General features: G+C 45.0%; 30 protein-coding genes, 1 tRNA gene and 1 pseudogene. 11 read left to right on the plus strand and 21 right to left on the minus strand.

Annotation, left to right across the window (positions count from 1 at the left end; all coding sequences use genetic code 11):
- Nucleotides 1-289: 289 nt before the first annotated feature.
- A pseudogene (locus tag ACEW9J_RS14460) lies at nt 290-779 on the plus strand (ATP-grasp domain-containing protein).
- A 172-nt stretch (nt 780-951) separates the two neighbouring features.
- On the opposite strand, the gene ribH reads toward ACEW9J_RS14460, so the two are convergent.
- The 3 genes from ribH to recJ form a co-directional block, all read right to left on the minus strand.
- Nucleotides 952-1440, minus strand: a complete 489-nt coding sequence (gene ribH / locus ACEW9J_RS14465) for a 6,7-dimethyl-8-ribityllumazine synthase (RefSeq protein WP_373545815.1) — start codon at nt 1438-1440, stop codon at nt 952-954.
- Between the two features lie 120 nt (nt 1441-1560).
- Nucleotides 1561-1749, minus strand: a complete 189-nt coding sequence (gene psbZ / locus ACEW9J_RS14470; protein ID WP_373545816.1) for a photosystem II reaction center protein PsbZ — start codon at nt 1747-1749, stop codon at nt 1561-1563.
- A 106-nt stretch (nt 1750-1855) separates the two neighbouring features.
- The gene (gene recJ / locus ACEW9J_RS14475) at nt 1856-4237 is read right to left on the minus strand and encodes a single-stranded-DNA-specific exonuclease RecJ (protein ID WP_373545817.1); all 2382 of its coding nucleotides are present in this window, start codon (nt 4235-4237) and stop codon (nt 1856-1858) included.
- 273 nt (nt 4238-4510) lie between these two features.
- Here recJ and ACEW9J_RS14480 point away from each other — a divergent pair, with 273 nt between their 5' ends.
- Both ACEW9J_RS14480 and ACEW9J_RS14485 read left to right on the plus strand, forming a co-directional pair.
- On the plus strand, nt 4511-4744 hold the full coding sequence (locus ACEW9J_RS14480; protein WP_373545818.1) for a type II toxin-antitoxin system HicB family antitoxin: 234 nt from the start codon (nt 4511-4513) through the stop codon (nt 4742-4744).
- Nucleotides 4745-4763: 19 nt separating this feature from the next.
- A complete protein-coding gene (locus tag ACEW9J_RS14485) occupies nt 4764-5300 on the plus strand; it encodes an NADAR family protein (protein ID WP_373545819.1) in 537 nt (178 codons plus the stop codon).
- 101 nt (nt 5301-5401) lie between these two features.
- On the opposite strand, the gene petD is transcribed toward ACEW9J_RS14485, so the two are convergent.
- Nucleotides 5402-5884 (minus strand): cytochrome b6-f complex subunit IV, encoded by a 483-nt coding sequence (gene petD / locus ACEW9J_RS14490; RefSeq protein ID WP_373545820.1) that lies wholly within the window; start codon nt 5882-5884, stop codon nt 5402-5404.
- A 106-nt stretch (nt 5885-5990) separates the two neighbouring features.
- Nucleotides 5991-6659, minus strand: coding sequence for a cytochrome b6 (petB, locus tag ACEW9J_RS14495; protein WP_373545821.1), 669 nt, complete (start codon nt 6657-6659; stop codon nt 5991-5993).
- Between the two features lie 239 nt (nt 6660-6898).
- Between petB and ctpA the strand changes: the two genes are divergently transcribed.
- Nucleotides 6899-8113, plus strand: coding sequence for a carboxyl-terminal processing protease CtpA (ctpA, locus tag ACEW9J_RS14500; RefSeq protein ID WP_373545863.1), 1215 nt, complete (start codon nt 6899-6901; stop codon nt 8111-8113).
- A 42-nt stretch (nt 8114-8155) separates the two neighbouring features.
- A complete protein-coding gene (locus ACEW9J_RS14505; RefSeq protein ID WP_373545822.1) occupies nt 8156-8362 on the plus strand; it encodes a hypothetical protein in 207 nt (68 codons plus the stop codon).
- 545 nt (nt 8363-8907) lie between these two features.
- Here ACEW9J_RS14505 and ACEW9J_RS14510 read toward each other — a convergent pair.
- The 5 genes from ACEW9J_RS14510 to ACEW9J_RS14530 all read right to left on the minus strand — a co-directional run bounded on the left by ACEW9J_RS14510 (nt 8908) and on the right by ACEW9J_RS14530 (nt 12645).
- Nucleotides 8908-9261 carry a DUF1257 domain-containing protein gene (locus tag ACEW9J_RS14510; protein WP_373542325.1) on the minus strand — a complete coding sequence of 118 codons (354 nt, stop codon included), beginning with the start codon at nt 9259-9261 and terminating at the stop codon, nt 8908-8910.
- Nucleotides 9262-9432: 171 nt separating this feature from the next.
- Nucleotides 9433-10938 carry an AAA family ATPase gene (locus ACEW9J_RS14515; protein WP_373545823.1) on the minus strand — a complete coding sequence of 502 codons (1506 nt, stop codon included), beginning with the start codon at nt 10936-10938 and terminating at the stop codon, nt 9433-9435.
- A gap of 94 nt (nt 10939-11032) precedes the next feature.
- A complete protein-coding gene (locus ACEW9J_RS14520) occupies nt 11033-11380 on the minus strand; it encodes a hypothetical protein (protein ID WP_373545824.1) in 348 nt (115 codons plus the stop codon).
- Nucleotides 11381-11481: 101 nt separating this feature from the next.
- The gene (locus ACEW9J_RS14525) at nt 11482-11922 is read right to left on the minus strand and encodes a VOC family protein (RefSeq protein WP_373545825.1); all 441 of its coding nucleotides are present in this window, start codon (nt 11920-11922) and stop codon (nt 11482-11484) included.
- Nucleotides 11923-12111: 189 nt separating this feature from the next.
- A complete protein-coding gene (locus ACEW9J_RS14530) occupies nt 12112-12645 on the minus strand; it encodes a TIGR02652 family protein (protein ID WP_373545826.1) in 534 nt (177 codons plus the stop codon).
- Here ACEW9J_RS14530 and ACEW9J_RS14535 point away from each other — a divergent pair.
- Nucleotides 12644-12796 carry a hypothetical protein gene (locus tag ACEW9J_RS14535; protein ID WP_373545827.1) on the plus strand — a complete coding sequence of 51 codons (153 nt, stop codon included), beginning with the start codon at nt 12644-12646 and terminating at the stop codon, nt 12794-12796. The two genes, ACEW9J_RS14530 and ACEW9J_RS14535, sit on opposite strands and share 2 nt — an antisense overlap.
- 760 nt (nt 12797-13556) lie before the next feature.
- Entirely contained in the window at nt 13557-14543 is a 987-nt protein-coding gene (locus tag ACEW9J_RS14540) for an Hpt domain-containing protein (protein WP_373545828.1), read from the plus strand.
- Here ACEW9J_RS14540 and hisA read toward each other — a convergent pair.
- Together hisA and ACEW9J_RS14550 are read right to left on the minus strand one after the other, a co-directional pair.
- The gene (gene hisA, locus ACEW9J_RS14545) at nt 14530-15318 is read right to left on the minus strand and encodes a 1-(5-phosphoribosyl)-5-[(5-phosphoribosylamino)methylideneamino]imidazole-4-carboxamide isomerase (protein WP_373545829.1); all 789 of its coding nucleotides are present in this window, start codon (nt 15316-15318) and stop codon (nt 14530-14532) included. The two genes, ACEW9J_RS14540 and hisA, sit on opposite strands and share 14 nt — an antisense overlap.
- A gap of 36 nt (nt 15319-15354) precedes the next feature.
- A complete protein-coding gene (locus ACEW9J_RS14550; protein WP_373545830.1) occupies nt 15355-15504 on the minus strand; it encodes a hypothetical protein in 150 nt (49 codons plus the stop codon).
- Here ACEW9J_RS14550 and ACEW9J_RS14555 point away from each other — a divergent pair.
- From ACEW9J_RS14555 to ACEW9J_RS14570, 4 genes are all read left to right on the plus strand, one after another.
- Nucleotides 15503-16018: a hypothetical protein gene (locus ACEW9J_RS14555; RefSeq protein ID WP_373545831.1), complete on the plus strand. Its 516-nt coding sequence runs from the start codon at nt 15503-15505 to the stop codon at nt 16016-16018. The genes ACEW9J_RS14550 and ACEW9J_RS14555 overlap by 2 nt on opposite strands.
- Before the next feature lie 36 nt (nt 16019-16054).
- Nucleotides 16055-16942 carry a hypothetical protein gene (locus ACEW9J_RS14560; RefSeq protein WP_373545832.1) on the plus strand — a complete coding sequence of 296 codons (888 nt, stop codon included), beginning with the start codon at nt 16055-16057 and terminating at the stop codon, nt 16940-16942.
- A 100-nt stretch (nt 16943-17042) separates the two neighbouring features.
- A tRNA-Cys gene (locus tag ACEW9J_RS14565) sits at nt 17043-17113 on the plus strand.
- Between the two features lie 138 nt (nt 17114-17251).
- Nucleotides 17252-17722: an NADAR family protein gene (locus ACEW9J_RS14570; protein ID WP_373545864.1), complete on the plus strand. Its 471-nt coding sequence runs from the start codon at nt 17252-17254 to the stop codon at nt 17720-17722.
- Nucleotides 17723-17829: 107 nt separating this feature from the next.
- Here the strand turns inward: ACEW9J_RS14570 and ACEW9J_RS14575 are convergent, their stop codons facing one another.
- From ACEW9J_RS14575 to rpsO, 9 genes are all read right to left on the minus strand, one after another.
- Nucleotides 17830-19368, minus strand: coding sequence for a PRC-barrel domain-containing protein (locus ACEW9J_RS14575; protein ID WP_373545833.1), 1539 nt, complete (start codon nt 19366-19368; stop codon nt 17830-17832).
- Between the two features lie 68 nt (nt 19369-19436).
- Nucleotides 19437-19631: a hypothetical protein gene (locus ACEW9J_RS14580; RefSeq protein ID WP_373545834.1), complete on the minus strand. Its 195-nt coding sequence runs from the start codon at nt 19629-19631 to the stop codon at nt 19437-19439.
- A gap of 242 nt (nt 19632-19873) precedes the next feature.
- Entirely contained in the window at nt 19874-20113 is a 240-nt protein-coding gene (locus ACEW9J_RS14585) for a CsbD family protein (RefSeq protein ID WP_373545835.1), read from the minus strand.
- Nucleotides 20114-20321: 208 nt separating this feature from the next.
- Complete coding sequence (locus ACEW9J_RS14590; protein WP_373545836.1) at nt 20322-20585, minus strand: hypothetical protein; 264 nt, start codon at nt 20583-20585, stop codon at nt 20322-20324.
- A 287-nt stretch (nt 20586-20872) separates the two neighbouring features.
- Nucleotides 20873-21412, minus strand: a complete 540-nt coding sequence (locus tag ACEW9J_RS14595; protein ID WP_373545837.1) for a Dps family protein — start codon at nt 21410-21412, stop codon at nt 20873-20875.
- A 99-nt stretch (nt 21413-21511) separates the two neighbouring features.
- On the minus strand, nt 21512-21889 hold the full coding sequence (locus ACEW9J_RS14600) for a hypothetical protein (protein WP_373545838.1): 378 nt from the start codon (nt 21887-21889) through the stop codon (nt 21512-21514).
- Nucleotides 21890-22069: 180 nt separating this feature from the next.
- Entirely contained in the window at nt 22070-22867 is a 798-nt protein-coding gene (gene lpxA, locus ACEW9J_RS14605; RefSeq protein WP_373545839.1) for an acyl-ACP--UDP-N-acetylglucosamine O-acyltransferase, read from the minus strand.
- Between the two features lie 62 nt (nt 22868-22929).
- Nucleotides 22930-23406: a PAM68 family protein gene (locus tag ACEW9J_RS14610; RefSeq protein ID WP_373545840.1), complete on the minus strand. Its 477-nt coding sequence runs from the start codon at nt 23404-23406 to the stop codon at nt 22930-22932.
- A 123-nt stretch (nt 23407-23529) separates the two neighbouring features.
- The gene (gene rpsO, locus ACEW9J_RS14615) at nt 23530-23808 is read right to left on the minus strand and encodes a 30S ribosomal protein S15 (protein ID WP_373545841.1); all 279 of its coding nucleotides are present in this window, start codon (nt 23806-23808) and stop codon (nt 23530-23532) included.
- Between the last annotated feature and the right edge of the window lie 57 nt (nt 23809-23865).

The following is a 23865-nucleotide window of genomic DNA, read 5'->3' on the forward strand; positions in this document are numbered from 1 at the left end:
TGCTATGTTGTTGATATTTTTATTTACAGATTATTTTCAGGACTTTTAATAACTTATTGATTCTTAATTGTTTGTCATCAGCAATCAGCACTTGCATCCCATTTCATTATCAATAATCAAAGCTTGTTGATAATGAAATGGGAAATCACCCCCTTTTAATAATTAATATTTATTGCTCAAACACAATCAGAGACTTGGTTTGATGATGAGGCATAGCCTCATCGAACTCAGGTAATTAGGGATTGAATCACCAGCAGAGATTAATTATCCCGACGAGTTGAGGAGTTTTTTGGGACGAAAAATTTGGCGATCGCAGATAAATTATATCGCCAAACATCCAGAACTGTGGAATGTTTTCATCAAGCCAGCGACTCGATCGAAAAAATTCACGGGGCGATTACTTACCAGTACTAAAGACTTAATTAGTTGCGGGGATGAGCTTGAAGATACTGAGATTTGGTGTTCAGAGCCAGTCAACTTCTTGGCAGAATGGCGATGCTTTGCGCTATGGCGAAATCCTGGGCGTGAAACCCTACTATGGCGATTGGCGAGTACATTTCGATCCACAAGTTATTGAAAATGCAATTGCAGCTTATCATTCTGCTCCGGCTGGCTATGCGGCAGATTTTGGGGTGACAGATGCGGGTGAAACTTTACTAATTGAGGTAAATGATAGATACTCGATCGGTTCCTATGGTTTATTTCCCGCAGATTATGCCCGATTGCTATCTAGTCGATGGGCACAAATAACTGGATCTAAAGATTATTCGCTCTATTAGAATACTCACATCTTGCACCAATACAAAATCACTATGGCAGTCCTAAATCAGATCCTTTGGTATTGAGACTGGTGCGTTACGGCTGAAGCCTAACACACCCTACATCGACATAGCCGATATCCGAAATCCCCCCGTCACCCCGTCACCCCACCCATCAGCAACGCCTAATATCTTAGCCCTGTCGAGCGGGTAGTGTCTTCATCAGCGTTGCCATTTCGATCGCGTTGAGCGCGTAACCCCATCCGTGATTTCCTTTAATCCCTGCTCGTTCTAAGGCTTGCGTCATCGTATCTACAGTCAGTACCCCAAAGATAACTGGCGTACCGCTTTGAAATCCTACTGCCGCCACACCTTTGGCGACTTCTGAAGATACATAATCAAAGTGGGGAGTATCGCCCCGAATTACCGCGCCCAAGCAGATCACCGCATCATAGCGACCAGATTCTGCCATCCTTTTGGCTACCAGTGGCACCTCAAAGCAACCAGGCACCCACGCATAGTCCACTTGAGTACCATTCGGGTCAACATCAATTCCGTGGCGTTTGAGACAGTCCTGACAGCTATCTAGAAGTTTATTAGTAACAAGGTCGTTAAATCGACCGACGACGATCGCAAACCGTAAAGAACTATCACAGACGAGAGTGCCTTCAAAAACTGACATTTAATTATGAGTTACATGTAAAACTAGATAACTCTATTATAAAGCTGTTACGGAATGTTGCGAGCGGCTGCATTCGAGACAATGTAATCGTCTGAGCAGCCAACCAGCTCAATCGGCAATCTAGACTACTAGGAAGTTCAGGACACCAACGACAACTACTAGCAGCAGCCAAGCTCCTGAGCCAACGAACAGGAGTTGTTTCGATCGATCCCAGTTTTGTGGTGCTGCATAAGCAACAGGCACGCCGACGATCATCACGAAAGACAGTACCACTAAGGCAAATAGTGCCAAGTTGAAAATTACGATCATTATCTATGCGCTCCCAAAACAGCAATATTTAATCCAGCTATTAAAAATTTAGCATCTCTTTGTTGGTTGTTGGTGATTTCTCGGTAGTTATCTCCACAGTCCCACTCTAGGAATGAATCGCGTATGTGGGCACCTGGAGAAAGTAGTTACGATTGAACTGTTCTTCCTCGATCGCGGTAAAGAATCTCAGTACTGTAACTAGTGAGTATAAGTCTACATCTTTATTTGTCATGGGCAACGCTGTACAGACGTTTTGGGGCTGCGATAATCCGATCGTCACTAGATTAGTCTGTGGCTGTAAGGATACCTCAAAATCAATGTCTACTAAAGCATCTAATCCCAATCTTACCAATCGATCGCTGATATTTAGGTGTGTTCCTAGTCGAGCTAGCTCGATCTGTTCATTAGTATTGACTAGATATTTAGCAATACCAACTAGCTGCTCGAATATTTCACGACTAGTCGATAGATTAGTAGACTGATAATCAAGAGCTAATTTACTATTTGTCTGAATTGCTCTTTGACGATAGCCTTGCAACTCACTCCAATTACTCGGACATTTTTTCACCCAAGTAACTGCGCCCAAATCTGCGTCGTGCTGGACTGAATCTTGACGAAAATCGAGTACTTCTAATCGATTACGATTGCTGAAATTGGGTGGAACTTGCTTGAGTTGTGAAATCGTACTAACGATCGCGGCTGGACGCACTTCAACTAGCCGAACTTCAAATTTCTTTTCATATGAATTAAAGTCTAGCTCGACGATCGCATCGCAAGTTACGCGCGGAATCTCATGGTCGTAATGTCCCCACCAAATTCCTGGAAAACCTTTCGGGCTAGTCGCATCAATTATCTCAAACTTTGTCCGAATATACTGAACGGTCTTACCTTTAAAGTCTTGGATGTTTTTGTTTCTTATCTCCTTGAATTGACAGTTTTTAATTAAGATCTTAGGTGCAGGATTGCCCATTCCATAAGGTTCCAGCAATAGCAGATCTTCAAATAATTCCCGTCCGCCAGATTTGCTGAGATCGGCAACTGTAATAATTAAGTCCGTCTGAATCGCTATTGGTGGTAGTTTTTCAATTTGGGCGTGTAGCTGACGATCGATCGCTTCAGTAAATATGGGAATATTTTCGACATTAATACTTATCCCCGCTGCGAAGGGATGTCCACCGAAACTATTGAGTAAATGAGCTTGAGAATTGACTAATTGATAGAGATCGACATTTTGAGTCGATCGAGCGGAACCTCTAGCAATTTTAGCTTTGTCTTTACCTGTATCATCCTCACTATTGGTACTTAATAGAATTGTCGGTTTACCGTGTTCTTGAGCAATTTGTCCGGCGATCAAACCCAATACTCCAGGCGACCAATTATTATCTACTAACACAATGACTGAAGTAGTAGACAGATCCAGTTCGGCTAATTTCGCCTGAACTTTCAGCGTCATATTCTTTTGTAATTCCTTTCGCCGCGTATTCGCTAATTCAGTCTCGGCTGCCAACTCATGACACCGCTCAATGTCCTTGCTAGTTAATAGCTCCACCCCAAAACTCGCATCGCCATGAATCCGACTAATGGCATTTATTCGCGGTGCAATTCCAAACGAAATATCCGTCGGTCGATCGCCATTCCGCTTACACAATTGTAATAACTTATTGACCCCTGGACGAAAGCCATCGATATCGGTTTGATTTTGCAATGTCAATCGCTTAATACCCATCTGGGCGAGATAGCGACAATCACCATTAAGCTTGACCAAATCGGCAATTAACCCAATCGCAACTAAATCTAACAAATACTCTACAGGCTGCTGCGGAACATTTGGTAAAGTTAGATAAAAAGCCTCCATTAATTTGTAAGCGACTGCAACACCAGCGAGGTTAAATAACGGATGACTTTCTTCAAAATAGCGCGGGTTAATAATTGCCGCCACAGGTGGACGTTGGGCTGGTAAAGTATGATGATCGGTGATAATCACATCCACACCCAAATTAGCTGCATATTCAACTTCTTTAATATTCGTACTACCCGTATCGCAAGTAATAATTAAATTCACCCCTTGTGCCGCCAATCGCTTCACCCCAGCCATATTCAACCCATGCGATTCCTTCATCCGATCGGGAATATAATAACTGAGCTGTCCTCGCCCGAAAAACTGCCCCAAGCCGTCCCAAAGTACGCTCGTCGCCGTTACCCCATCCGCATCAAAATCACCCCAAATAGCCACCTTTTCGGCATAGATATAGGCTTTTTTTAATCTCTCCACCGCCGCAGTCATTTCGATCCCAAAAGCAAAGGGACTAATGGGCTGATATTTGTCACAATCTAAATATCCAGGGATGCGATCGATCTCACGGATCCCCCGCTGCCATAATAATTGAGCGGCATATTTACCATTGACAGTCGGTTTACACGATCGCACCGCCGCGACAAATTCAGCGGGAATTTCTAATTGAGGTGGGAGTTGCCAGTCTAAGCTCATATTGCACCATCTTTATATAGCAATCCTAAACTATTTTCGAGACTATTACTCAGAGGATGTTTGGAAAGTATAAGATGGCACTCGTAAACCCGAGAAAATCCCCCCTTACCCCCCTTAAAAAGGGGGGAACCGGATAGAAGTCCCCCTTTTTAAGGGGGATTTAGGGGGATTTACCCACCTGAAACGTAGCAATTGGACTTTCCAAACATCCTCTCAATCTGGCATGAAATCGCGATCTTGCTGTTATGCTATCAGAAGAGGTTGAGGAATAATATGATTAATGCGGTTGAGGCTAAAACTTTAAACTACTACTTGACATTAAACTATCCAATCACTATTTACCCAGATCCAGAGGGTGGTTATGTAGCTGAAATAAAAGATCTACCTGGATGTTTGACTCAAGGGGAAAACATCGAAGAAACGATCCAAAATATCAATGAAGCACGAGAACTATGGCTACAAACAGTATATGAATTAGAGCGAGAAATCCCATTGCCAACAGATTAATTGTGATATTGGTTTACTCATGAATATTAATAAGATTAAAGATAGATTCGATCGCGGCGAGTCACTAGACTACTTATTTTTTTGGAGTCATCGACCGAATCCCGATGGAGCGGTAGGTAAAACTTGTTTCAGTCAATGGTTTGAGGCTAGCTTTGAAATAGATGGCATTAGCTACAAAACTGCCGAACATTACATGATGGCAGCCAAAGCACGCTTATTTGACGATCGAATTATCCTCCCTGAAATCCTAGCAGCAAATCATCCACGTCAGACCCAAATATTAGGCAGAAAAATCCAAGGCTTCCAGGAAACAATCTGGAACGAACATCGCTTTCAAATCGTTGTTGATGGTAATGTTGCGAAGTTCCAACAAAACCCCCTCCTCACAGAATTTATCCTAAATACCCAAGATCGTATTTTAGTTGAAGCTAGTCCAGACGATCGAATTTGGGGCATCGGATTAGCTGCTGACAATCCCAACATTAAAAACCCCCATCTTTGGCAGGGCAATAATCTACTCGGTTTTGCCTTGATGGAAGTTCGATCTCTCTTATAAAACGACCTAAATCTAAAATTTCTGCCGATTGCAGTTAAAATTAATGAAAAAGCCCACCTAGCAAAAGCTAGATAGGCTTGAAGCAAATAATTAAATTCAGTTTAGAATAAACCTAACGTTAAAGATTTGTCGATCGGTAAGGTTGCTGCGATACCTAAGTAGACTGTGAAGACAGTACCGAAGAGGAATACTGCCATTGCAACTGGACGACGGAAAGGATTTTGGAATTTGTTGACGTTTTCTAAGAAAGGAACTACCAACAGACCTAATGGTACGCCAGCCATGCAAGCGATTCCCAACAGTTTGTTAGGTAACACCCGCAAGAGTTGGAATACGGGCCACAAGTACCACTCAGGTAGGATTTCGAGGGGAGTTGCAAAGGGGTTTGCAGGTTCGCCGACGAGAGCTGGGTCGAGGATAGCTAGAGCAGTACAACAACCGATCGTCCCAAAGATGACGACTGGGAAAATGTAGAGCAGGTCGTTAGGCCAAGCAGGTTCGCCATAATAGTTATGACCCATGCCTTGAGCTAATTTGGCTCTTAAAGAAGGATCGGATAGATCCGGTTTTTTGAGAGTTGACATAGTAAATAATGGCGTAAGTTTTTGTTATTGGGTGATGTCTCGATCGATGGATGGGTGGTAAACCAACTGTGTAGCACTACCAAACCATGCCATCAAATCTATCAATTTACAAAGGACCAGAGATCCCTTGCTTACGAATCATGATGAAGTGCAACAACATGAAGACAGCAATCAACCAAGGCAGCACGAAGGTGTGCAAGCTGTAGTAACGGGTCAAAGTTGCTTGACCGACGCTGGAACCACCACGGAGGAGGTCAGCCATCGCTACGCCAACAACTGGAATCGCTTCTGGTACTCCAGATACGATTTTAACTGCCCAGTAGCCGATTTGATCCCAAGGTAGGGAATAACCAGTTACACCGAAACTGACAGTGAGTACTGCTAGGATAACTCCAGTAATCCAGGTAAGTTCGCGAGGTTTTTTGAATCCACCAGTGAGATAGACGCGGAAGGTGTGGAGGATCATCATCAATACCATCATGCTGGCACTCCAGCGGTGGATGGAACGAATCAACCAACCGAAGTTGACTTCGGTCATGATCTTCTGAACGGATGTGAAAGCATCAGCTACAGTGGGCGAATAGTAGAAAGTCATCGCAAATCCAGTGGCGAACTGAATTACGAAGCATACTAATGTGATTCCACCAAGACAGTAGAAGATATTAACATGGGGAGGAACGTACTTACTAGCAATATCGTCGGATAGTGCTTGGATTTCAAGACGTTCATCAAACCATTGGTAGGTTTTACTATTTGTGACTTGCTTGGTAAACATTGACGGGTTCCGTGCTTCTCTCTAATGTCGTGTTGTATATTATAACGCCAGTAGGATCTAGATCCTGTGGCTCGAAATAATGACTGGCTAAGATGTGTTATGTTGCCAAACAGTAATGTACTAAACATAACTGCTTGTACCAAACATGCCCAAAATTGTTTAATTTAGTAATATTTGGGTGCAGATCGCTCATATTACCTCTACAAAATTTAACACACCTCGAAAGGAGAGTGGTATCGATCGTGAGAGCTAGTTCTTGGTTTGGTTGGATCTTGAGTCTGCAAGTGGCTCTATTTTGGTGCTGGGGGACACCTCCAGCGGCTGCTTTTACGCCGGAGCAGCAATTAGTATTACAAGCATGGCGGACGATAAATCAGGCTTATTATGATGACAGCTTCAATCATCAGAATTGGTGGCTGACTAGAGATCGCACGCTCAAGCAGCAAATTCCCACTGAGGAAGCGGCTTATCAGGCGATTACCAAGATGATTGCTAGTTTAGATGAACCCTTTACGCGGCTGCTGCGCCCCGAACAATATCGCTCTCTTCAGGTGAATACAGCTGGGGAATTGTCAGGAGTGGGCTTACAAATCGGCGTGAAGGCGGGGAGTAAATCGATCGAGGTGATTGCTCCGATCGCAGGTTCTCCGGCTGCCATGGCGGGGATTTTGCCCCGTGACATCATCGTCGAGATTGACGCTACACCCACATCAGAATTGACGCTCGACACCGCTGCGGCGAAAATGCGGGGTGCTACTGGCACTAATGTTAGCCTGATCGTCCAAACATCTGACCAATCGCCGCGCGAGGTGATTTTAATTCGTCAAAAAATCGAACTTAACCCTGTCACCGCCAAACTCCATACCGAAAATGGTCGTAAAATCGGCTACTTGAGATTAGCTCAATTTAGTGCCAAAGCCGCCCAAGAACTCGGTGAAAATATTACTAAACTCAAACAACAAGGTGCGACAGGTTACATTTTAGACTTACGAAATAATCCTGGCGGATTGGTGCAAGCTGGAGTTGAAATTGCTCGTCAATGGCTCAATGAGGGGACGATCGTCTATACTGTCGATCGACGCGGAGCGATCGATGAGATCGATGCTACAGGTACTGCTCTAACTGATGCGCCCCTGGCTGTGTTAGTAAATGAAGGTACTGCTAGTGCGAGTGAAATCCTCGCGGGAGCATTGCAAGATAACGGACGAGCGACACTGATCGGGACAAAGACTTTTGGTAAAGGTTTGATTCAATCTCTATTCGACTTACCCAACGGGAGTGGTTTGGCTGTCACCGTTGCTAAGTATGAAACCCCCAATCATCATGATATTCACAAATTGGGCATCACACCCGATCGAGTCGTTCCCAATTCAGAGATTACCTTAGAGTCCGCAGCTACAGCCGAGGATACTCAGTATTTAGCAGCCGTCAAAGAATTAGGGAATAATTCATAATTAAACTTAACAACCACTCAATAAACAACCAGTCGGTAACTTATGAATGCACAGACTCTACAAGAACGGATCGCCCAAGTTGAAAGCAAGCGAGCATTACTCTTAAAGTTCAAAACCGATCCTACTCTTGGCACTTTATCCTTAGATGTAGATCAAGCTTTGATTGAAATGGATGACTTGATGATGGAGTTTCACAGAACTTTTCCGAATGGAGTAGTAATAGCAGAACCACCAATCGTTATCGAATAAATAATAGTCCGCATCCACATCGGTGAAGAGTATTCACAAAGGGCACCCCTACAAATTGTTTGTAAGGGTGCAGTTGTGGATGCTTTAGTTGTCAACTAAACCCCTGGAGTTTTTTTAATTCCCCGCCAAGAATTGTCCAAGCTTTGAGCTAATATTTGCATCACTTGTGTTTTCTCGTTTGCTGTTATAGCAAGTAGTTGTGGTTCTAGATTTTATCGATCCCAATACATCTATAAACTAAGAATAGCCACGATCTCCATCGATAAAAACGATCTGACAGATATTGGTGGGGATGGGCGGGTTCGATTTAAGAATAATGTTGCTCGATCGAAACTTTTAGCATAAACTCGCCCCTACGAGTTGGTGTAAATATAAATAAAGGTAAAAAATGACATTGATATAGATCTGTAGGGGCGGGTCTATGTAATTAGCTATGGACGAAACAAATCAACTACGAACGAACCCGCCCTCCACACACAATGATAAAAAGGGGTCGATCTTTAATCAGATCGACCCCTTTAGTTTGGGAATGAGTAGGACAGTTTCTACTGAAGAACCAAGGTAACATTGGCGTTTTGTAAACCACCACGTTGTTGAACTTCAGAGAGGGTTTTGTTTACTGCATACTTTTGGTTGATTGAGTTGATTAACTCAGTTTGGTTGTGCTTTTTGGCGACGCCCCAGAGGTCTGCGATAAGGTCGAAAGAACCATCGCTGTTGCGGGACCAACCTAAATCGTACTCACCTTCCAAGATGGCGACGATATCAGCACGGACGCGCTGACCTTGGTAGCCGCGTAGGTCTGTTTCGGTCTTGACGTTGATGCCAAGGTCGCGCAGGGAGGTTTTGAGAATTTCAGCGTCAGTGATTTTGGTACGGAGAGTGCTAAAGTGAGACATATCGGTTTCCTCTAATAATTGAGTTGGGCGAAACGACAACTTGAACTGTTACGGCAATCGATCGATTTTGTCATTCGATCGAGGTTGGTCTCCTCGCTAGTGTCGATCGGGTTGTTGTGCCCCCCGATCGAATTTACTAGCACCTTGACTCCGATAATCGGAGCAAGCTTGTTAAAACTCCAGTCGGTGATATTCAGCGACTGAGGCAGCGGCGGGACGTGCTCGCTGTCTTGCCCAATCTCGCAAAGCAGTTACCTGCTCTGTCATTGTCCGCGAGAGGGGCAGAGTAGCCTTGATGGCGGCGATGATGTCTAGTTGCGTGAACTCGCGGTTCTGAGCAAAGGCATCATACATAGCGGCGATCAAAGCTTGTTCTATTTCAGCTCCCGAGAAGCCATCGGCAACTTTAGATAGTTGCTCTAGGTCGAAGCGTTCTAAATCTCGGTTACGCTTACTCAAGTGAATTCTGAATACGGCTTCCCGTTCGGACTGAGTGGGTAAGTCTACAAAGAAGATTTCATCAAATCGTCCTTTGCGGAGGAACTCACCAGGCAGTTTTTCGATCCGGTTGGCTGTTGCCATCACGAAGATGGGTGAGGTTTTTTCCTGCATCCAAGTCAGAAATGAACCAAAGATACGGCTGGATGTACCGCCATCGGAGTCTCCCGAACCTGACCCAGAAAAGGCTTTGTCTAGTTCGTCGATAAATAGAATCGCTGGAGAGATCGATTCGGCTGTTTTGAGGGCACCGCGCAAGTTGGCTTCAGAGCGTCCTACCATTGAGCCATCATAGACTCGACCCATATCTAGTCTGAGTAGAGGTAAACCCCACAGTCTAGAGGTGGTTTTGGCAATCAGCGATTTCCCACAACCTGGTACGCCCAGGATGAGCATCCCTTTGGGTTGAGGCAATCCATATGTGCGCGCTCGTTCGCTAAAAGCACCAGAGCGTTGCACTAGCCAGCCTTTGAGTTCTTCCAATCCGCCAACTGCGTCGATGGTTTCATCCTCTTCAATAAATTCGAGAATCCCATTCCGACGAATCAGTTGCTTTTTCTCAGACAGAACTATATCAACTTCGGCTTCGGTAATTTTGCCGCGCTTGACTTGGGCTTTGCGGTAAACTTTCTCGGCTTCATCTTGGGTTAATCCAAGCGATGCTTTGAGGAGTTTTTCTCGCCCTTCATTTGAGAGGCGATTTTGGCGAGTTTTGTCTAATTGGTGAGAGAGAACTCGATCGAGTTCGCCCAAACTAGGCAGTGCGAAATCGAGAACTACTACTTCTTTTTCTAACTCGATCGGTATTTGTTGGATTGGCGACATCAGAATAATTACTTTCTGAGTACCTTGGAAGCTAGCTATAGCATCCCGCAACCAGCGAGTCACCGCCGCTGAATCTTTGAAAGGGTGTAAATCCTTGAAGACAAATATAGCTGGCTCCTTGTGTCTGGTCGTCCATTCGATCGCCGCTTCGGGGGAGATCGTGTTGTGCTGGGTCGTACGGGCTTGTCCGTGCTCCACCATCCCATGAGTCAATGTCCACACATACAACTTCCGAGGTTGCTGCTTCATCTGTGAGATTGCGGCGATTTCCTTTTCGGCGCGATCTTCCTCTGCGGTGACAAGGTAGATGAGGGGATATTGAGCTTGAATTAGAATATTTAGCTCTTCTTGCATGAGTTTCTATCCTCTAAAGATGGTGACTACGCTAGCCTCGTTGGTGTAACCTCTCCCCTGGAGAATCGACTACCCTGACAGTAGTTTTCAGAACTTACCCAGCAGCGATCGCTAGGTCTTGCTGCGTTTGAGAGTGAGGAGAAACTCCTACTTTGTCTGTACGTGAATTCGAGCGTTCTGTCAGTATCCCTGGTTGTTGCCCCAGAGCCACCATTTCCCCATCTCTAATTACGACCGGATGTTCGCATTCAGGACAGCTATAGACTTGGTGCGTCGAACCATTTATTTTGACCCCATCTACCACATCGGAGTGGTTGAGATAGAATTCCACAGCTTTTTCTACGATGTTAGACATCGAATCAGCATCTACTGCCGATCGAATTTTCAACTGACGATGTAGTTGTGGCGTCAGGTACAAAGTGACCTTTTGCTTGTCTTCCATACGATTTTCAACTGCTTTACCCGGGTATGTAACTACTCTAACTTGCTGCTTTTAAACTGTCAAGCTGTCAAAACGTTATAACGTCATATCGTTACATTAGTTTACAAACTCGTAGGTAAACCGGATCGACTGCGGTGAATAAATTCTAGTGGTAGGCGATCTGGATCGGCGAGGAAAGCCACTTCATAGACATTTTCCCCGATAATTTGCTGGGCAGGGGCGAGTAATACCGTCGGTGCTGGTTGAGCCGCTGCGGCGAGGATCGTCGCCAGATTGTCAATCCAGGTAGTCAAATCTGGCGCAAGCTCGGTGAGATCGAAGGAAAGATGATAATAACCGACATAGTGCTCGTCGCCAAAAGCATCTGGAGCTTGTTTAGGTTCGGGAATTTGGATCAGTTCCAGCCGTCCACTCAAGCCTTCGAGCCAACAAGCGAGGGTATAGCCAGTGGTAAACCTTTCGCTCACTGTAAATCCCAGACACTCATAAAAGGCGATCGATCGATGGATATCGGCTGTGCGAATGGAAATGTGGTGCAACATAGGTAGAGGGTAGAGGGTAGAGAGTGAAGGTTTAGGGTTTAGGGTTTAGGGTTTAGGGAGACTAAAAATTCCTGAAACTTGAAGGGTAGGCACTGCCTACCCTTCGACTACAACTTCGCTTAACATTGCTACTCAGCTCGAAATGCTTTTCTTTTCCCAAAGCCTCTACCCTCTACTCTCTACCCCTAACTAAGGAGACATCCGAAAATACGGGTACTGAATTGGAATCCCAGGTTCTTTTTCGAGCGCGAAATTAATCACTTTCCAACAGGGTTCGGCAGTAGCTTCAGGACTAAATTCAACAGGTAAGCCAAACAATCGCGGTACAATTGGCTGCTCTGCGTCGCCCACCCAGGAATGATAACGACGATCTTTGCCAGATTCTGTACCGACGAGATAGCTCCCAATCAGCTCCCGATAGCGTTCGGCAATGATTACCTTGGTAGCGCGGTAGCCTTGCGTATACAGCTTGTCCAAGGCATCATGGATCTCAAACCGAATGCCATCGGGATGATTATGTTGACGGTACCACTCATCTTCCCACAGGCACCAATGTCGGCTGGATTGAAGATGTACCAGTTCGCCTGTCTGTGGATCGGCTTCAAAAGCCCCATGTCGAGAGCATAAGTAAGTATCTGTCAGTGTCAGTGCGGGAATAGTTTGCCGACAATGGGGACACTGAATCTCTGAACCGAAAATAGGGTATTGAAGAACAAAATTCATGTCAAAAGCGCAGCAGGTGAGATGCCTGTACGGAATCAGTAAAGAAGGATTGACGGGCTTGGCTTTGCGATTAGTTATCTTAATTATAACTTTACGCTGGATTCTCCGCAGAAGCAGCTACTTCCCGATCGGTGAGAAATTAGATATTTAGTATAGGCGGTGAATAGCTTGCACTGTTGGCGTTAGCCTGCCGTAGGCAATGCGTAGCCGTTGGCGTTAGCCTGCCGTAGGCATAGTGTGGATGGTGGATGGTGAATGGTGGATGCCTATTTCTTGGGTGGGAAGGGAGTGGGTAGAAGATCGAAGCCCACACTATGTAGATAACAGATATCCACCCATACCAACGAGCAGTGTCAATAAGTGCTCGGAATTTAGTCACGATTTTTGGTATCGAGCGGCTTTAATAGAGAGATCCGATCGTTTTCGAGTTTTTGTGGGAATGATAATTCTAGACTCAAGCCGATCGACCGATCGAGCTAGAGGCATTTTCGATCCGATCGCCGGAGCTAAACTATGCACAAAACGGTCTAATTTCAGCAAGATCTAATCAGACGCTACTGAAAATAGTAAATTCACAAGTTGATATCTCGATCGAGTGATGTGGGTAATATAAAACTGAGTAGATCTGATTTACCACATATGTAGTAAATTATCGCTCATTTGTCTGCATAATATATCTAATAAGATCGCGATATATATTTAGAACCGCTAATGTGGCTTGCCATCCAAAGGTAGCGACTCTCTCTAGAGGCTGCGATCGAGTGGCATATTGCCTGATGGTAGGTTGTCACCAACGCCAAAGTCAACAAAATCCAACTCAAGCCAGATGATTATTTGGTTAACGATCGAAAAGTTGACATCAACTTTTGCTCGAATTGAGATATAACAAATATCTGTTTAGGAACAGGAAAATGGACGATAACAAGCAGCAGATTATTCACTACTTCATTGAAGAAGCACAGGAACATTTAGAGACAGTAGAACAAGGATTATTGGATCTAGCGGAAGTTATCTCCGACGCAGAACGTGTCAATGAAATGTTTCGCGCGGCACACTCCATCAAAGGTGGTGCAGCCATGCTGGGGTTTGAAGGTATCCAAGCAACCGCTCACAAATTAGAAGATTGCTTCAAAATTTTACGCGATCATCCCGTGCCGATCGATCGCAGATTGGAAACACTCTTTCTCAAAGGCTACGATGCACTCAAGGCATTGGTTGATGAATTGGCAAGTTCTCCAACTACGAATTTACGTCCAGAAGTAGTTGATGAGGTACTTTCAGGCTCCGCCGCAAATTTTGTCGCTTTACAAGAATATCTCGAAGAGATGCTCAATACTCATACTCACGACACTACCAAGGAAGCACCAGTGGTTGCTGCGACTAGAGATGTTGCGATTGGTGCTACTGCTGTGATGGCTCCACCGATTAACATCGTAGCCACAGTCATGACGACACTTCAACAGATGTTGGTATTATTTAAGCAAGGTGAGAGTCTCGCTAACCGCCAGCAGTTGATCGGTATTGCCCAATCTCTATCGACATTAGCAGTAGATGCAAATAACTGGCAAACTTTAGTCACAGCAACGACTCAGGCGATCGCCAACGAGCATAACACTTATAATGCTGTAGCTCCACTGGTAATCCGCGAATTGAAGCTTGCTGGAGATCTATTAGCAGCAAATCGCGATCGAGATATTACTATTTCGGCTAATCTCCAACAAGCGGCGGCTCCAGTGGCTCCAGTAGCTCCTATAACTGCAACGGTACAGATGACCCAAATTACCATTCCGGTCGATGTGCGTGTTGCAGCGCAAGCCATCTTGCAAAACTTCAGCCGCCAGCAAGTGACTGAGTTGGTAGTCTTACTCCATCGAGTAATCTCTTCTAAGCAAAACTAGTTGCACCTAAATCTGGGGGGATGTCTTGCCATCTTCCCTCGCCTACCGCCCGAATTGCTTCCGTGAGGTTAACCTCTCCAGTGTAGAGTGCCCGACCGACAATCGTGCCAGTGACACCAATAGTCGAGAGCGATAGCAGACTAAGTAAATCACCGAGAGAACTAACGCCACCAGAGGCAATTATCGGAATCTCGACACCACTAGCTAGTTCTCGCAGTGCCTCTAGATTTGGCCCTGTCATGGTGCCATCGCGGTGAATATCCGTGTAGATAATTGCGGCTACGCCCATGCTTGCCATCTGTTTGGCCAAATCTGTCGCTAATACTTCTGAAGTTTCCAGCCAACCTTTAGTTGCAACCTTACCAGATCGGGCATCGATGCCGACAACAATTTTTTGAGGATATTTTTGGCACAATGCTCGGACTAATTCGGGTTGTTCGACAGCTACCGTGCCCAAGATAACTCGATCGATCCCCAAATTCAACAACTGGACAACGCTCGCTTCAGTCCTCAGTCCGCCGCCAACTTGGATTTGAACTGGTTTAGCAGTTAACTTTACCATCTCTACAATACTCGCGATCGCGTCTAGATTGACCGGATGACCAGCTTTAGCACCATCTAAGTCTACCAAATGTAACTTATTGGCACCCTGTTCGAGCCAAGATTTAGCCATCGCTGCGGGATTGTCATTAAATACCTCTGACTTGTCATAGTCCCCCTGATACAATCGCACGCATTTACCATCTAATAGATCGATCGCCGGAAAAATATCCATAATTTTAAGCATAGTATCGAAAACAGCTCGATCGAATTATACAAATAAAGCACGATCGCTATTCGAGCGTTCTGGTTGAATATGAGCGGAGCTAGAGTTTTCAACTGATTTAGATTCGGTTTTCCCACCACAGTCACGACAGCCATAGGAGACAATGGAAGTGTTCAGATCGATAAATTGAACCATGATTGTTTCTAATTGGCGCAAAGCATTATTACCGATTTTATTATCGGTAGTCCTACTATTTTCAGCTTGTTCGAGTAAAGAACCATCCAAGTACGCCCAAGTCCAAAAAGACACCACAGGCAGAGGCGCGCCCGTCGCCGTCGCTAAAAATGCCGAAGCTGGTGGTGATTTTAACAAATTTTTCCCTGAAGGTAGTGCTGGCTATGCACGAGTATTCTCCCAAGAGAAGAAAGGCTTTGCTGAAGCAAAACTGAACAAAGGTGGTAAGAATGTTGCAGTATTGTCCATCAGCGATACCAGTAGTGTACCTGGTACCGCGAAAAAATATGAAAAGAGTATCAGCAAACTCAATAATTATCCATTGCTAGATGAACCAGCCGTCAAAAGCACTGGCGTATTAGTCAATAACCGTTTCCAAGTTAAAGTAGCCTCTCGCGATCCTTCATTTACGGCTGAAGATCGTCAACTCTGGCTTCAAAAGTTTAACTTAGGCGGATTATCCACACTCAAGTAGTCAACTAATAATTGTAATAATCTTCAGGAGTCCTGTATGAGCAAATCAATTTTTGAACTAGTAGACGAGTTGCCCACTGGGGGCTTAACCGTCATGTCATTGAACGCCTTGGATTTTGTCATCCCTGGACAATGGCAGAATACCGTCGGATTTGACAATACTATCAAGCTAGTTACTGGTACCGACGATCCCGAATATATCCAAGCGATCGGCGAACGCGCAGTTGCTTTATATAATGATAAAGGTGAAGGCTATCAGACAGCCATGTGGCTCTACAATACTGTAGACTCAGGTTCCCGTCTACTCGGTGCAGCAGCAATAGCCAATAAAGTCGGTCAGAAATTCTCAATGCTGGGCTTTTTGGGTAATATCACTCCAAAAGCAGAAACCGCGCAAACTATTGACTTGAGCGTCAAATTGGTAGCCGAAATTGTTGCCTTCTGTCAGATTAATGGTATTCCTGGTGATAGTGTCGGTGACTTCCTCGCTGCATTGGGCGATTATGGTGGTGAGTCTCTGATGCGGATGGCAGCTTTAGTCTGTTTCGACGGGTTGATTCCCTTAGGCCCAGATTTTATCGGCATGGTAATGGATAAAATGGGCGGAATGTCGCCGAAGGAATTAGAAGGGAACCAAACCTTCAAAGGAATCAAAGACCAAATTCCTGGTGGTGATACAGGCGGACAATTAGGTTTTATTACCCAGAGTTTTGGCTCTGTCAGCGGGTGGATGAGTGATTTCGTGAGTTCGCGGGGATTAACACCAGAGACAGTTGTTGGCAATCTTCGCAACTTTGTCGAGATAACTGATGATAAGCTCGATTATTTGGGGGCATTTCTCGATGTGAGCACCAACTATTATAGTCATACTGGTACTCAAACACTTGCCAGACGCTTAATCGAACGTGCAGCAGCAGAAATGTAGAGATCGGTAATCGGTAGGGACAACCTCTAGGGGTTGTCCCACATTCGCAAGCTAGCTACTTGTATTGTGACCAAATATTTGGTATGGTTATAGACTGTATGGCAGCATAGCCAAGTGGTAAGGCAGAGGTCTGCAAAACCTCCATCCCCAGTTCGAATCTGGGTGCCGCCTTGAGTAAAAAAACCTCTAGTTTCGACTAGGGGTTTTGTGATATCTGATGTATGGTGAGACGCTGAGTATATCGAATGGTCGAGACTAATTAGCCAAAAATTAGCGTAAACTACCAGCAGTGAGTGAGCTTTGGATCCATTGAGAATTTATTTCTACAAAGTTGATGCGCCTTATGGTTGCTTTTCTAACTTTTCGCCACACCCGATCGAGTTGGCTGGCAAACAGTGGGCAACTGTCGAACACTATTATCAAGCACACAAGTTTCAGGATACAAAGTTTGAATATTTGATGGTGCAAATTCAAACCGCCGCAACTCCGGTACTTGCGGCAAAAATTGGCCGTGACTGTGAATATCAACCCCACCCCAATTGGGATGAATGTAAATGCGATCTGATGTATCGTGCTGTCTGGCAAAAATTTCGTCACCACTTGGATATTCAGCAAATATTGCTCGATACACTGGATGCAGAGATCGTTGAAGATTCACCTGTAGACCACTTCTGGGGCTGTGGAATCGATCGAACTGGCGCAAATCATCTCGGTCGCATTTTGATGCGGGTGAGGGCGGATCTTCAGGGGGATCGAGTGTTGTCTGAGCGATCGAATTAACGTTAATTACTTAGAGCAGATGGTATCGAAGACGTTGCCGAAAAATTGAGGGTAGGAAAAATAGATCGATTTCTCTTACCCTCAATTGTGCTTGTGATTAAATCGGATTATTGGAGCGCAGAGTTACCTACTCCTGGTGCCCGTAGCTGCTCTAACGATAGTTGTGGCTTTTCAGTATATACCGAGTCTAACAACACATCCAGAATACCTGCCGATCGAGCACTAGCGATCGCTTTGTGGCTGATTAGCTCACCCACATTTAAAATTACCTCATCCTGACGATCGAGGATAACTCTAGTAGTGGGACGACCCAAAGCTCCCTTAATTCGCTTTTCCTCTAGTGCTTGTGTGCTGCGTCCTTGTACCTCTTGGGCGGTTTCTTTAACTTTTTCCCACAGATTGGTAGCATCTGATTGGAGCCGTTCGCTGGCGTTCGCTGTTGTGGCTTTGAGCTGAGAACCAGTTACTAGGGCGAAGTTGTTTGCTTGAGACTGTGCTGCAATAGCGAAGTTGCCTGCTTGAGACTGTGCTGCATCTGAAGCAGACAATCCAACAGCATCTAATAGGGCTGATTCCTGGTGAGCTGCTTTTGCACGATCGATAGTTCGTTCGGTGATGATTTGCCCTTGGGCGGCAATGATGTAACCTTCTGGGGTATAAATCGCTCGCTGTGCGCGTCGCCCTTGAGCTTGGTCGAGTGTCAGTCCCGCAACGCTACGATCTAGCCGCGCTCTCAATGGTATCGTCAAACTTCCACCAGCAGATCTATATAGTCCGTCGAGTATGTCCAGCCGCTCGGCGGTATTGGCGGCGGTGAGCGTAATTACTTCACCAGCTAAGACTAGACAATCGCCATTAGGGAGATAAACTGTTTGCTGTGCGACCTTATTTAAGACAAAGGCTTTTTGAGCCGATCGATCGACTACTGTATCGGTCAATCTAGTGGTAGCAGCCCGTCCAGCAGTTTGCATATTCTCACCTACGCTCTGGGCGGTGTCTTGGATCTTGGCGCCTGCGATCTGAGCGGTATCCTGGATCTTGGCACCTGCGCTCTGAGCGGTGTCTTGGATCTTTTCACTTGCGCTCTGGGCGGTTGCTTGGAGCTTTTCATTGGCATTTTGCATGGCAGCTTTGATGCCGCCCACTTGCTCTTCCATTAAGCCGACTGTCTCTGTCGGTACAAACGCTACATCCCGACCGATGTTGAGTGTGTGGAGAGCAGGTACGAACGCTCGACCCGAATAAGCATCGGCAAATAAGCCGCCAGAGACTTCGTAGCCCTCGACTATGCCTGTCTGTTCATCAAAATATAAATCGATTAATTTACCTAAATCGCGACCATCAGTTGTCATGATCCGAGTACCGTTGAGAAGATTATTATTTTTGATAATATCCTCAATATGCGGATATTGGCTGATATCGCCGATCGCCTCTTTTGAAGCCACGACGATCGCATCAACGCCGATCGCTTTGACTGAGGACAGTGGCAAAACTTTAGCATTGCTAAACCAGCCACTTTCTTTAATCAAGAATCCTAATAATCGATTTTCATCTTGGTCAAAAATTAGGTCTTTGATAGTTTGAAGTTTTGTTCCAGAGTTGTATGCAACAACAGTTCTACCAATAATGTCTTTTCCCTTACGCACGATCGTTATATTTCTGATATTTTAGAGGTTAGTTTAATTTTAAGACGATAAACTTTTGGCGGGATTACCTACCGTCGTTGCGGTGGATAATCAAAAGGTTCTGACGATCTTCTAGGTGCGATCGATCCACGATCGTAGCCAACTTCTGGAAGTAGACCTAGCTCACTGAGATATTCCAATGTACCTACCCCAATAATTCCAGCTATAATGGCAAGCCCAACATACACAGGAGCTTTTGATGGTTTACCGATTAGTCTTGGCATAATTTTTACAATCTTTGTTAGTTAATCATCACTCTTAATTATCATATCAATTCGATCGCTTATTAATGCTCAGTCTATCGGTCTAAAAATAATTTTTTCCACCCCTCATTAGAGCGATCTTTTATAAGAATTATCTATTTCTAAAGATATTGGCATATACAATAAAAAACTTAGGCACTAAATGCCTAAGTTCGATCGGTCAAAGTATACCAAGTACAATCGAGCGAGGGTAAATAACTATCCTATTTGTTTAACTCTTTTTTAGCATTGTCGATACCTTCATGGATCTTATCGCCTACTTTGTTGGCTGCATCAGCAATTTTATCTTTAGCATCTTCAACGCCTTCACTTACTTTTGCTCCAGCTTGTTTTGCTTTGCCTGCGGCTTCATCTTGAGAGCTTCCAGTAACTTTACCTACGACTTCTTGACCTTTGCCTTCGACGTTTTGTGCTGCTGCTTTGGTACGATCTTCGATACTCATGATATTTTCCCCTCAGGGTGTTTATTTTTTATTTGAACTATTCACACAATATGATATTTTTCGATTTAATCTCTCTCCTAAAAGCCATAGTTATAGCTCGATCGAGCCAGTCGATAAATCAGTCGATCGACGCTATTAAATGTACCTACCAATAGATAGAGCAGTGTTGCGGCGATGCTCGTGTGAAGGGCGATCGAGCGTCAGCTATCTAGGAATTTTCAACTGGGCGATCGATCTTTCGGGGATCTGGCACCAGCCGTTGAGCTTCATCTAGATTTTGCTCTTTCATGACTACGCAAGCATCAGCAATACTCTGAGGTTTTCCCTTTGTCTGTGTGGTTGCCACGATCCGTTCAGCTTCACTTTGATTTTCTACTTTCATCGCTGACAAAGCTGCTGTGAAAGTCTGAGATTTTTTGGTATTCGCCGCAACTGCTTGAAGATCTTCTGGAGTAGAGTTTGCATCATTCATTGTATTTTCAGGTGTGCAATTCACACAACTAAACAGATCGATACTATACGCTCGATATCTTGTCAAACTCTCTACCTAATTACAGATGTATACTCAATCGAGCGATTGAGCAATCTCAGCCACAACTCTATTACAGCAACCGCTACATCGTTTAGAACTAACAGATCCCCGACTTCTCAAAGAAGTCGGGGATCTGTCCTCATCACCCTGACAGCCGATCTGGTTCGCGATCGAGAACTGACTAGACTATGGACATCGAGCTTCAGTCCTCAAGCACCTAGAATCAACTAGACACCAACTGGAGTCTTGCTCTCAAGATCGGGACGAGCACCATTGGGAGATAGAGACTCGCCTTCGATAAAGGAGCGCAGCATCCAAGCGATTTCTTCGTGCTGTTCCATCAACCCAGTCAAAAAGTCGGCAGTACCTTGATCGTGGAAATTTTCGCTACAAGCATCAATGTGTTCGCGTAAGTTGCGAACAACGTGCTCGTGATCTTCTACCAGAGCGGCAACCATCCCTGTCGCCATCGGGATATTTCCAGGATGTTCGCCTAGAGAGGTAAAGTCTAGGAACCCTTTCATCGTACCGATCGGATAACCACCTAGTGCGCGAATCCGTTCGGCTATCGCATCGATATTGGTGGAAAGGATCTCATATTGTTTATCCCAAAGTTCGTGAAGAGAGATAAACTGTGGGCCAACTACATCCCAATGAAATTTCTTAGTTTTGACTACCAACAGATAAGAATCTGCCAAGTCGTGGTTGAGTAAATCGATGACACCTTCGCGTTGATCGTCGGTCAAGCCAATATTGATAGGACGCATATTCTTTATCTCCAGGAGTATTTTGATAGGTAGCTAGGAACACTAATCGATCGAGCCAAATTACTCGCTACTACAGCTAAACATAGTAGCGATGCGTTCTTACTTACCAAAGAAGTTTTTGACCCTTTCAGTCGCTTGCTCGGCAGCATTCTCAACTCTACCAGCAGCCTTGTCAACGGCAAGTTTCGCGTCATTGACATTATCTTTGACTTTCATCTTGGCAGCTCCAGCTTTGTCTTCCATGTCGGATTGGGTATTACCGATCGATCGGGTGGCTGCACCTTTGACTTCTTCAGCTTTTCCAGTTGCTTGCTTGGACATACTATCGGCACTGGTAGCCAATAGAGGTGATGCAATCGCAGCATCTACTCCAGGAATTGCACACTGCCAAACCAATGTCAGGATCAATAATCCACCGATAAGCCTAGTGAACTGGTGCTGCAAGGTAGAAACTAAGTTCTGAATGTTGAGTCTCATGTCGGTGAATTTATCTAGGATTGCACCTTCTAGTTATACGAGGAAACAGCCGATCGACACATCAATCAACAGACAGAGCTTGGCTCCGCCGTTCTAAATCAAATCTCTATCAATAGGAAGAGGGGTTGGGACGACAAAGTAGGGGCAATCGATCGATTGCCCCTACTTTATGCTCGAATTTTAGTCTTCCCGCTGACGCTGACGCACGTATCCAGCGATTCCCCGCTGAGAATCTTTGATAAAATCACATATTTCTCGAATCAAGTCTGAATCAAATTGGGCTTCTAGCTCTATTACTGCTTCGGGAATTAGTAAGTTCGATTGATAAAGTATTTTAAAAGCTCGTTTGAGTGTTAATCTTTGTTCGGATGTGAACCCAGCGCGACGCAATCCAATGGTATTTAAACCCATAATTTTGTTCAATGTCGTGCTGCGCGTCATACAAAATGGCGGAATATCTTTCTGTGCGGCAGAACCACCAGCCATCATCACCAATCTACCAACTCTGACAAATTGATGCACTAAGCAATTGCCACTGATAAATGCACGATCGCCAACTTCGACATAACCCGCCAAAAGTGCGCCATTGGCGACGATAACATCATCACCAATTTGGACGTTATGAGCTAGATGGCTATATGCCATCAATAAACAATTATTACCTACTGTGGTCACAGTTCCAGGTTTGGTGCCGCGATGAATTGTTACTCCTTCTCGCAAGGTACAATTGTCGCCAATCTTGACATAACTCGGCTCGTCTTTGAAGGCGAGATCTTGAGGCAAATCGCCGAGAACAACATTACTATGGAGGTGGCAATTTTGACCGATCGAGGTGTAGGGTAGCAGGGTGACGTGAGCATCTAGAATACAGTTATCCCCAATTTCTACATCATGTCGAATGTAGCAGAATGGGCCGATCGAGACATTGGCACCGATTTTGGCTCCAGGTTCGATCGCTGATAAGGGATGGATCTGCATGGATAGGGAATAGATCGGATTTCAGCACATATTATAGCCGACCTGTGCGCCCCCACAACTACCTAATCGCGATCGATACTTGCCTGCATCCGTTTGGAGGCGCGATAGGCATCAGCCATTCTCCCAAAGTTAATTTTAAATTCCGCCCACCCCAATAAACTGCCCTTGACGGTGCTATCTTCTTCCCAACAAGCAGAGAGAATCCCATAGGTGAGTCCCAAGACGCTCAATCCCAAACATCCCATACTCGTCAGTAAGACTAGCGTATTCTGAACTTTGAACAAGTGATTGGCAATTACCCAATAACTGCCCAAGAAGACGGCTACCCCCATCAAGACAGGGATACCACAAAATACCAGCACCCGCCGAATCATCCGTTTGCTGACAACATCGGGAATGTAACCAGAATCCTGTGCCATTACTGGTGGAGTAGTTTTTGGTTTGACAATTGGCGTCCCTTTTTTAGCTGCGGGTTTACGCTGCTTTTTGTTGGCGCGGGGTTCAAACGGGACAGATTGACGGGGTTTGTCGTCAGGCATATTCATCTGCTGGTGTGAGTGGGATCTGGTTTGATGCGATCCAGGGATAGGGATAGAGAGTAGGAAAAAGCTTTGATAATAGGCACTTGACACTACTTTCTAGCCACTAGTACCTGCGATCGATTAGTCTTTGACGCGACGGATACCGAGTCCATCGGCTAGATTTTGATAACGTTGGACGCTTTCAGATTGGATAAATGCTAGCAACCGTTTGCGCTGTCCGATCATTTTTAGTAAGCCTCGACGAGAAGCATGATCGCTTTTGTTAGCTTTTAGGTGCTCGCTGAGACGATTGATTCTTTCTGTCAACATAGCTACTTGGAGATCGGAAGAACCCGTATCGGTTGCGTGCAACTGATACTTTGTCACGATCTCTTGCTTGCGTTCTTGAGTTAGGGTCATGAATACTGAAAATTTCGATTAATTGCAACTTACTATATTAACATTTATAGTTGGATT

It is taken from the genome of Chamaesiphon sp. (assembly GCF_041737865.1).
Classification (GTDB): Bacteria; Cyanobacteriota; Cyanobacteriia; order Cyanobacteriales; family Chamaesiphonaceae; genus Chamaesiphon.

Coding starts and splice junctions, on each gene's coding strand:
- ribH (WP_373545815.1), bottom strand. CDS start 1,440: ATGTCAGTTTTTGAAGGCACTCTCGTCTGTGATAGTTCTTTACGGTTT.
- psbZ (WP_373545816.1), bottom strand. CDS start 1,749: ATGATCGTAATTTTCAACTTGGCACTATTTGCCTTAGTGGTACTGTCT.
- recJ (WP_373545817.1), bottom strand. CDS start 4,237: ATGAGCTTAGACTGGCAACTCCCACCTCAATTAGAAATTCCCGCTGAA.
- ACEW9J_RS14480 (WP_373545818.1), top strand. CDS start 4,511: ATGATTAATGCGGTTGAGGCTAAAACTTTAAACTACTACTTGACATTA.
- ACEW9J_RS14485 (WP_373545819.1), top strand. CDS start 4,764: ATGAATATTAATAAGATTAAAGATAGATTCGATCGCGGCGAGTCACTA.
- petD (WP_373545820.1), bottom strand. CDS start 5,884: ATGTCAACTCTCAAAAAACCGGATCTATCCGATCCTTCTTTAAGAGCC.
- petB (WP_373545821.1), bottom strand. CDS start 6,659: ATGTTTACCAAGCAAGTCACAAATAGTAAAACCTACCAATGGTTTGAT.
- ACEW9J_RS14505 (WP_373545822.1), top strand. CDS start 8,156: ATGAATGCACAGACTCTACAAGAACGGATCGCCCAAGTTGAAAGCAAG.
- ACEW9J_RS14510 (WP_373542325.1), bottom strand. CDS start 9,261: ATGTCTCACTTTAGCACTCTCCGTACCAAAATCACTGACGCTGAAATT.
- ACEW9J_RS14515 (WP_373545823.1), bottom strand. CDS start 10,938: ATGCAAGAAGAGCTAAATATTCTAATTCAAGCTCAATATCCCCTCATC.
- ACEW9J_RS14520 (WP_373545824.1), bottom strand. CDS start 11,380: ATGGAAGACAAGCAAAAGGTCACTTTGTACCTGACGCCACAACTACAT.
- ACEW9J_RS14525 (WP_373545825.1), bottom strand. CDS start 11,922: ATGTTGCACCACATTTCCATTCGCACAGCCGATATCCATCGATCGATC.
- ACEW9J_RS14535 (WP_373545827.1), top strand. CDS start 12,644: ATGTCAAAAGCGCAGCAGGTGAGATGCCTGTACGGAATCAGTAAAGAA.
- ACEW9J_RS14530 (WP_373545826.1), bottom strand. CDS start 12,645: ATGAATTTTGTTCTTCAATACCCTATTTTCGGTTCAGAGATTCAGTGT.
- ACEW9J_RS14540 (WP_373545828.1), top strand. CDS start 13,557: ATGGACGATAACAAGCAGCAGATTATTCACTACTTCATTGAAGAAGCA.
- hisA (WP_373545829.1), bottom strand. CDS start 15,318: ATGGATATTTTTCCGGCGATCGATCTATTAGATGGTAAATGCGTGCGA.
- ACEW9J_RS14555 (WP_373545831.1), top strand. CDS start 15,503: ATGATTGTTTCTAATTGGCGCAAAGCATTATTACCGATTTTATTATCG.
- ACEW9J_RS14550 (WP_373545830.1), bottom strand. CDS start 15,504: ATGGTTCAATTTATCGATCTGAACACTTCCATTGTCTCCTATGGCTGT.
- ACEW9J_RS14560 (WP_373545832.1), top strand. CDS start 16,055: ATGAGCAAATCAATTTTTGAACTAGTAGACGAGTTGCCCACTGGGGGC.
- ACEW9J_RS14580 (WP_373545834.1), bottom strand. CDS start 19,631: ATGCCAAGACTAATCGGTAAACCATCAAAAGCTCCTGTGTATGTTGGG.
- ACEW9J_RS14585 (WP_373545835.1), bottom strand. CDS start 20,113: ATGAGTATCGAAGATCGTACCAAAGCAGCAGCACAAAACGTCGAAGGC.
- ACEW9J_RS14590 (WP_373545836.1), bottom strand. CDS start 20,585: ATGAATGATGCAAACTCTACTCCAGAAGATCTTCAAGCAGTTGCGGCG.
- ACEW9J_RS14595 (WP_373545837.1), bottom strand. CDS start 21,412: ATGCGTCCTATCAATATTGGCTTGACCGACGATCAACGCGAAGGTGTC.
- ACEW9J_RS14600 (WP_373545838.1), bottom strand. CDS start 21,889: ATGAGACTCAACATTCAGAACTTAGTTTCTACCTTGCAGCACCAGTTC.
- lpxA (WP_373545839.1), bottom strand. CDS start 22,867: ATGCAGATCCATCCCTTATCAGCGATCGAACCTGGAGCCAAAATCGGT.
- ACEW9J_RS14610 (WP_373545840.1), bottom strand. CDS start 23,406: ATGCCTGACGACAAACCCCGTCAATCTGTCCCGTTTGAACCCCGCGCC.
- rpsO (WP_373545841.1), bottom strand. CDS start 23,808: ATGACCCTAACTCAAGAACGCAAGCAAGAGATCGTGACAAAGTATCAG.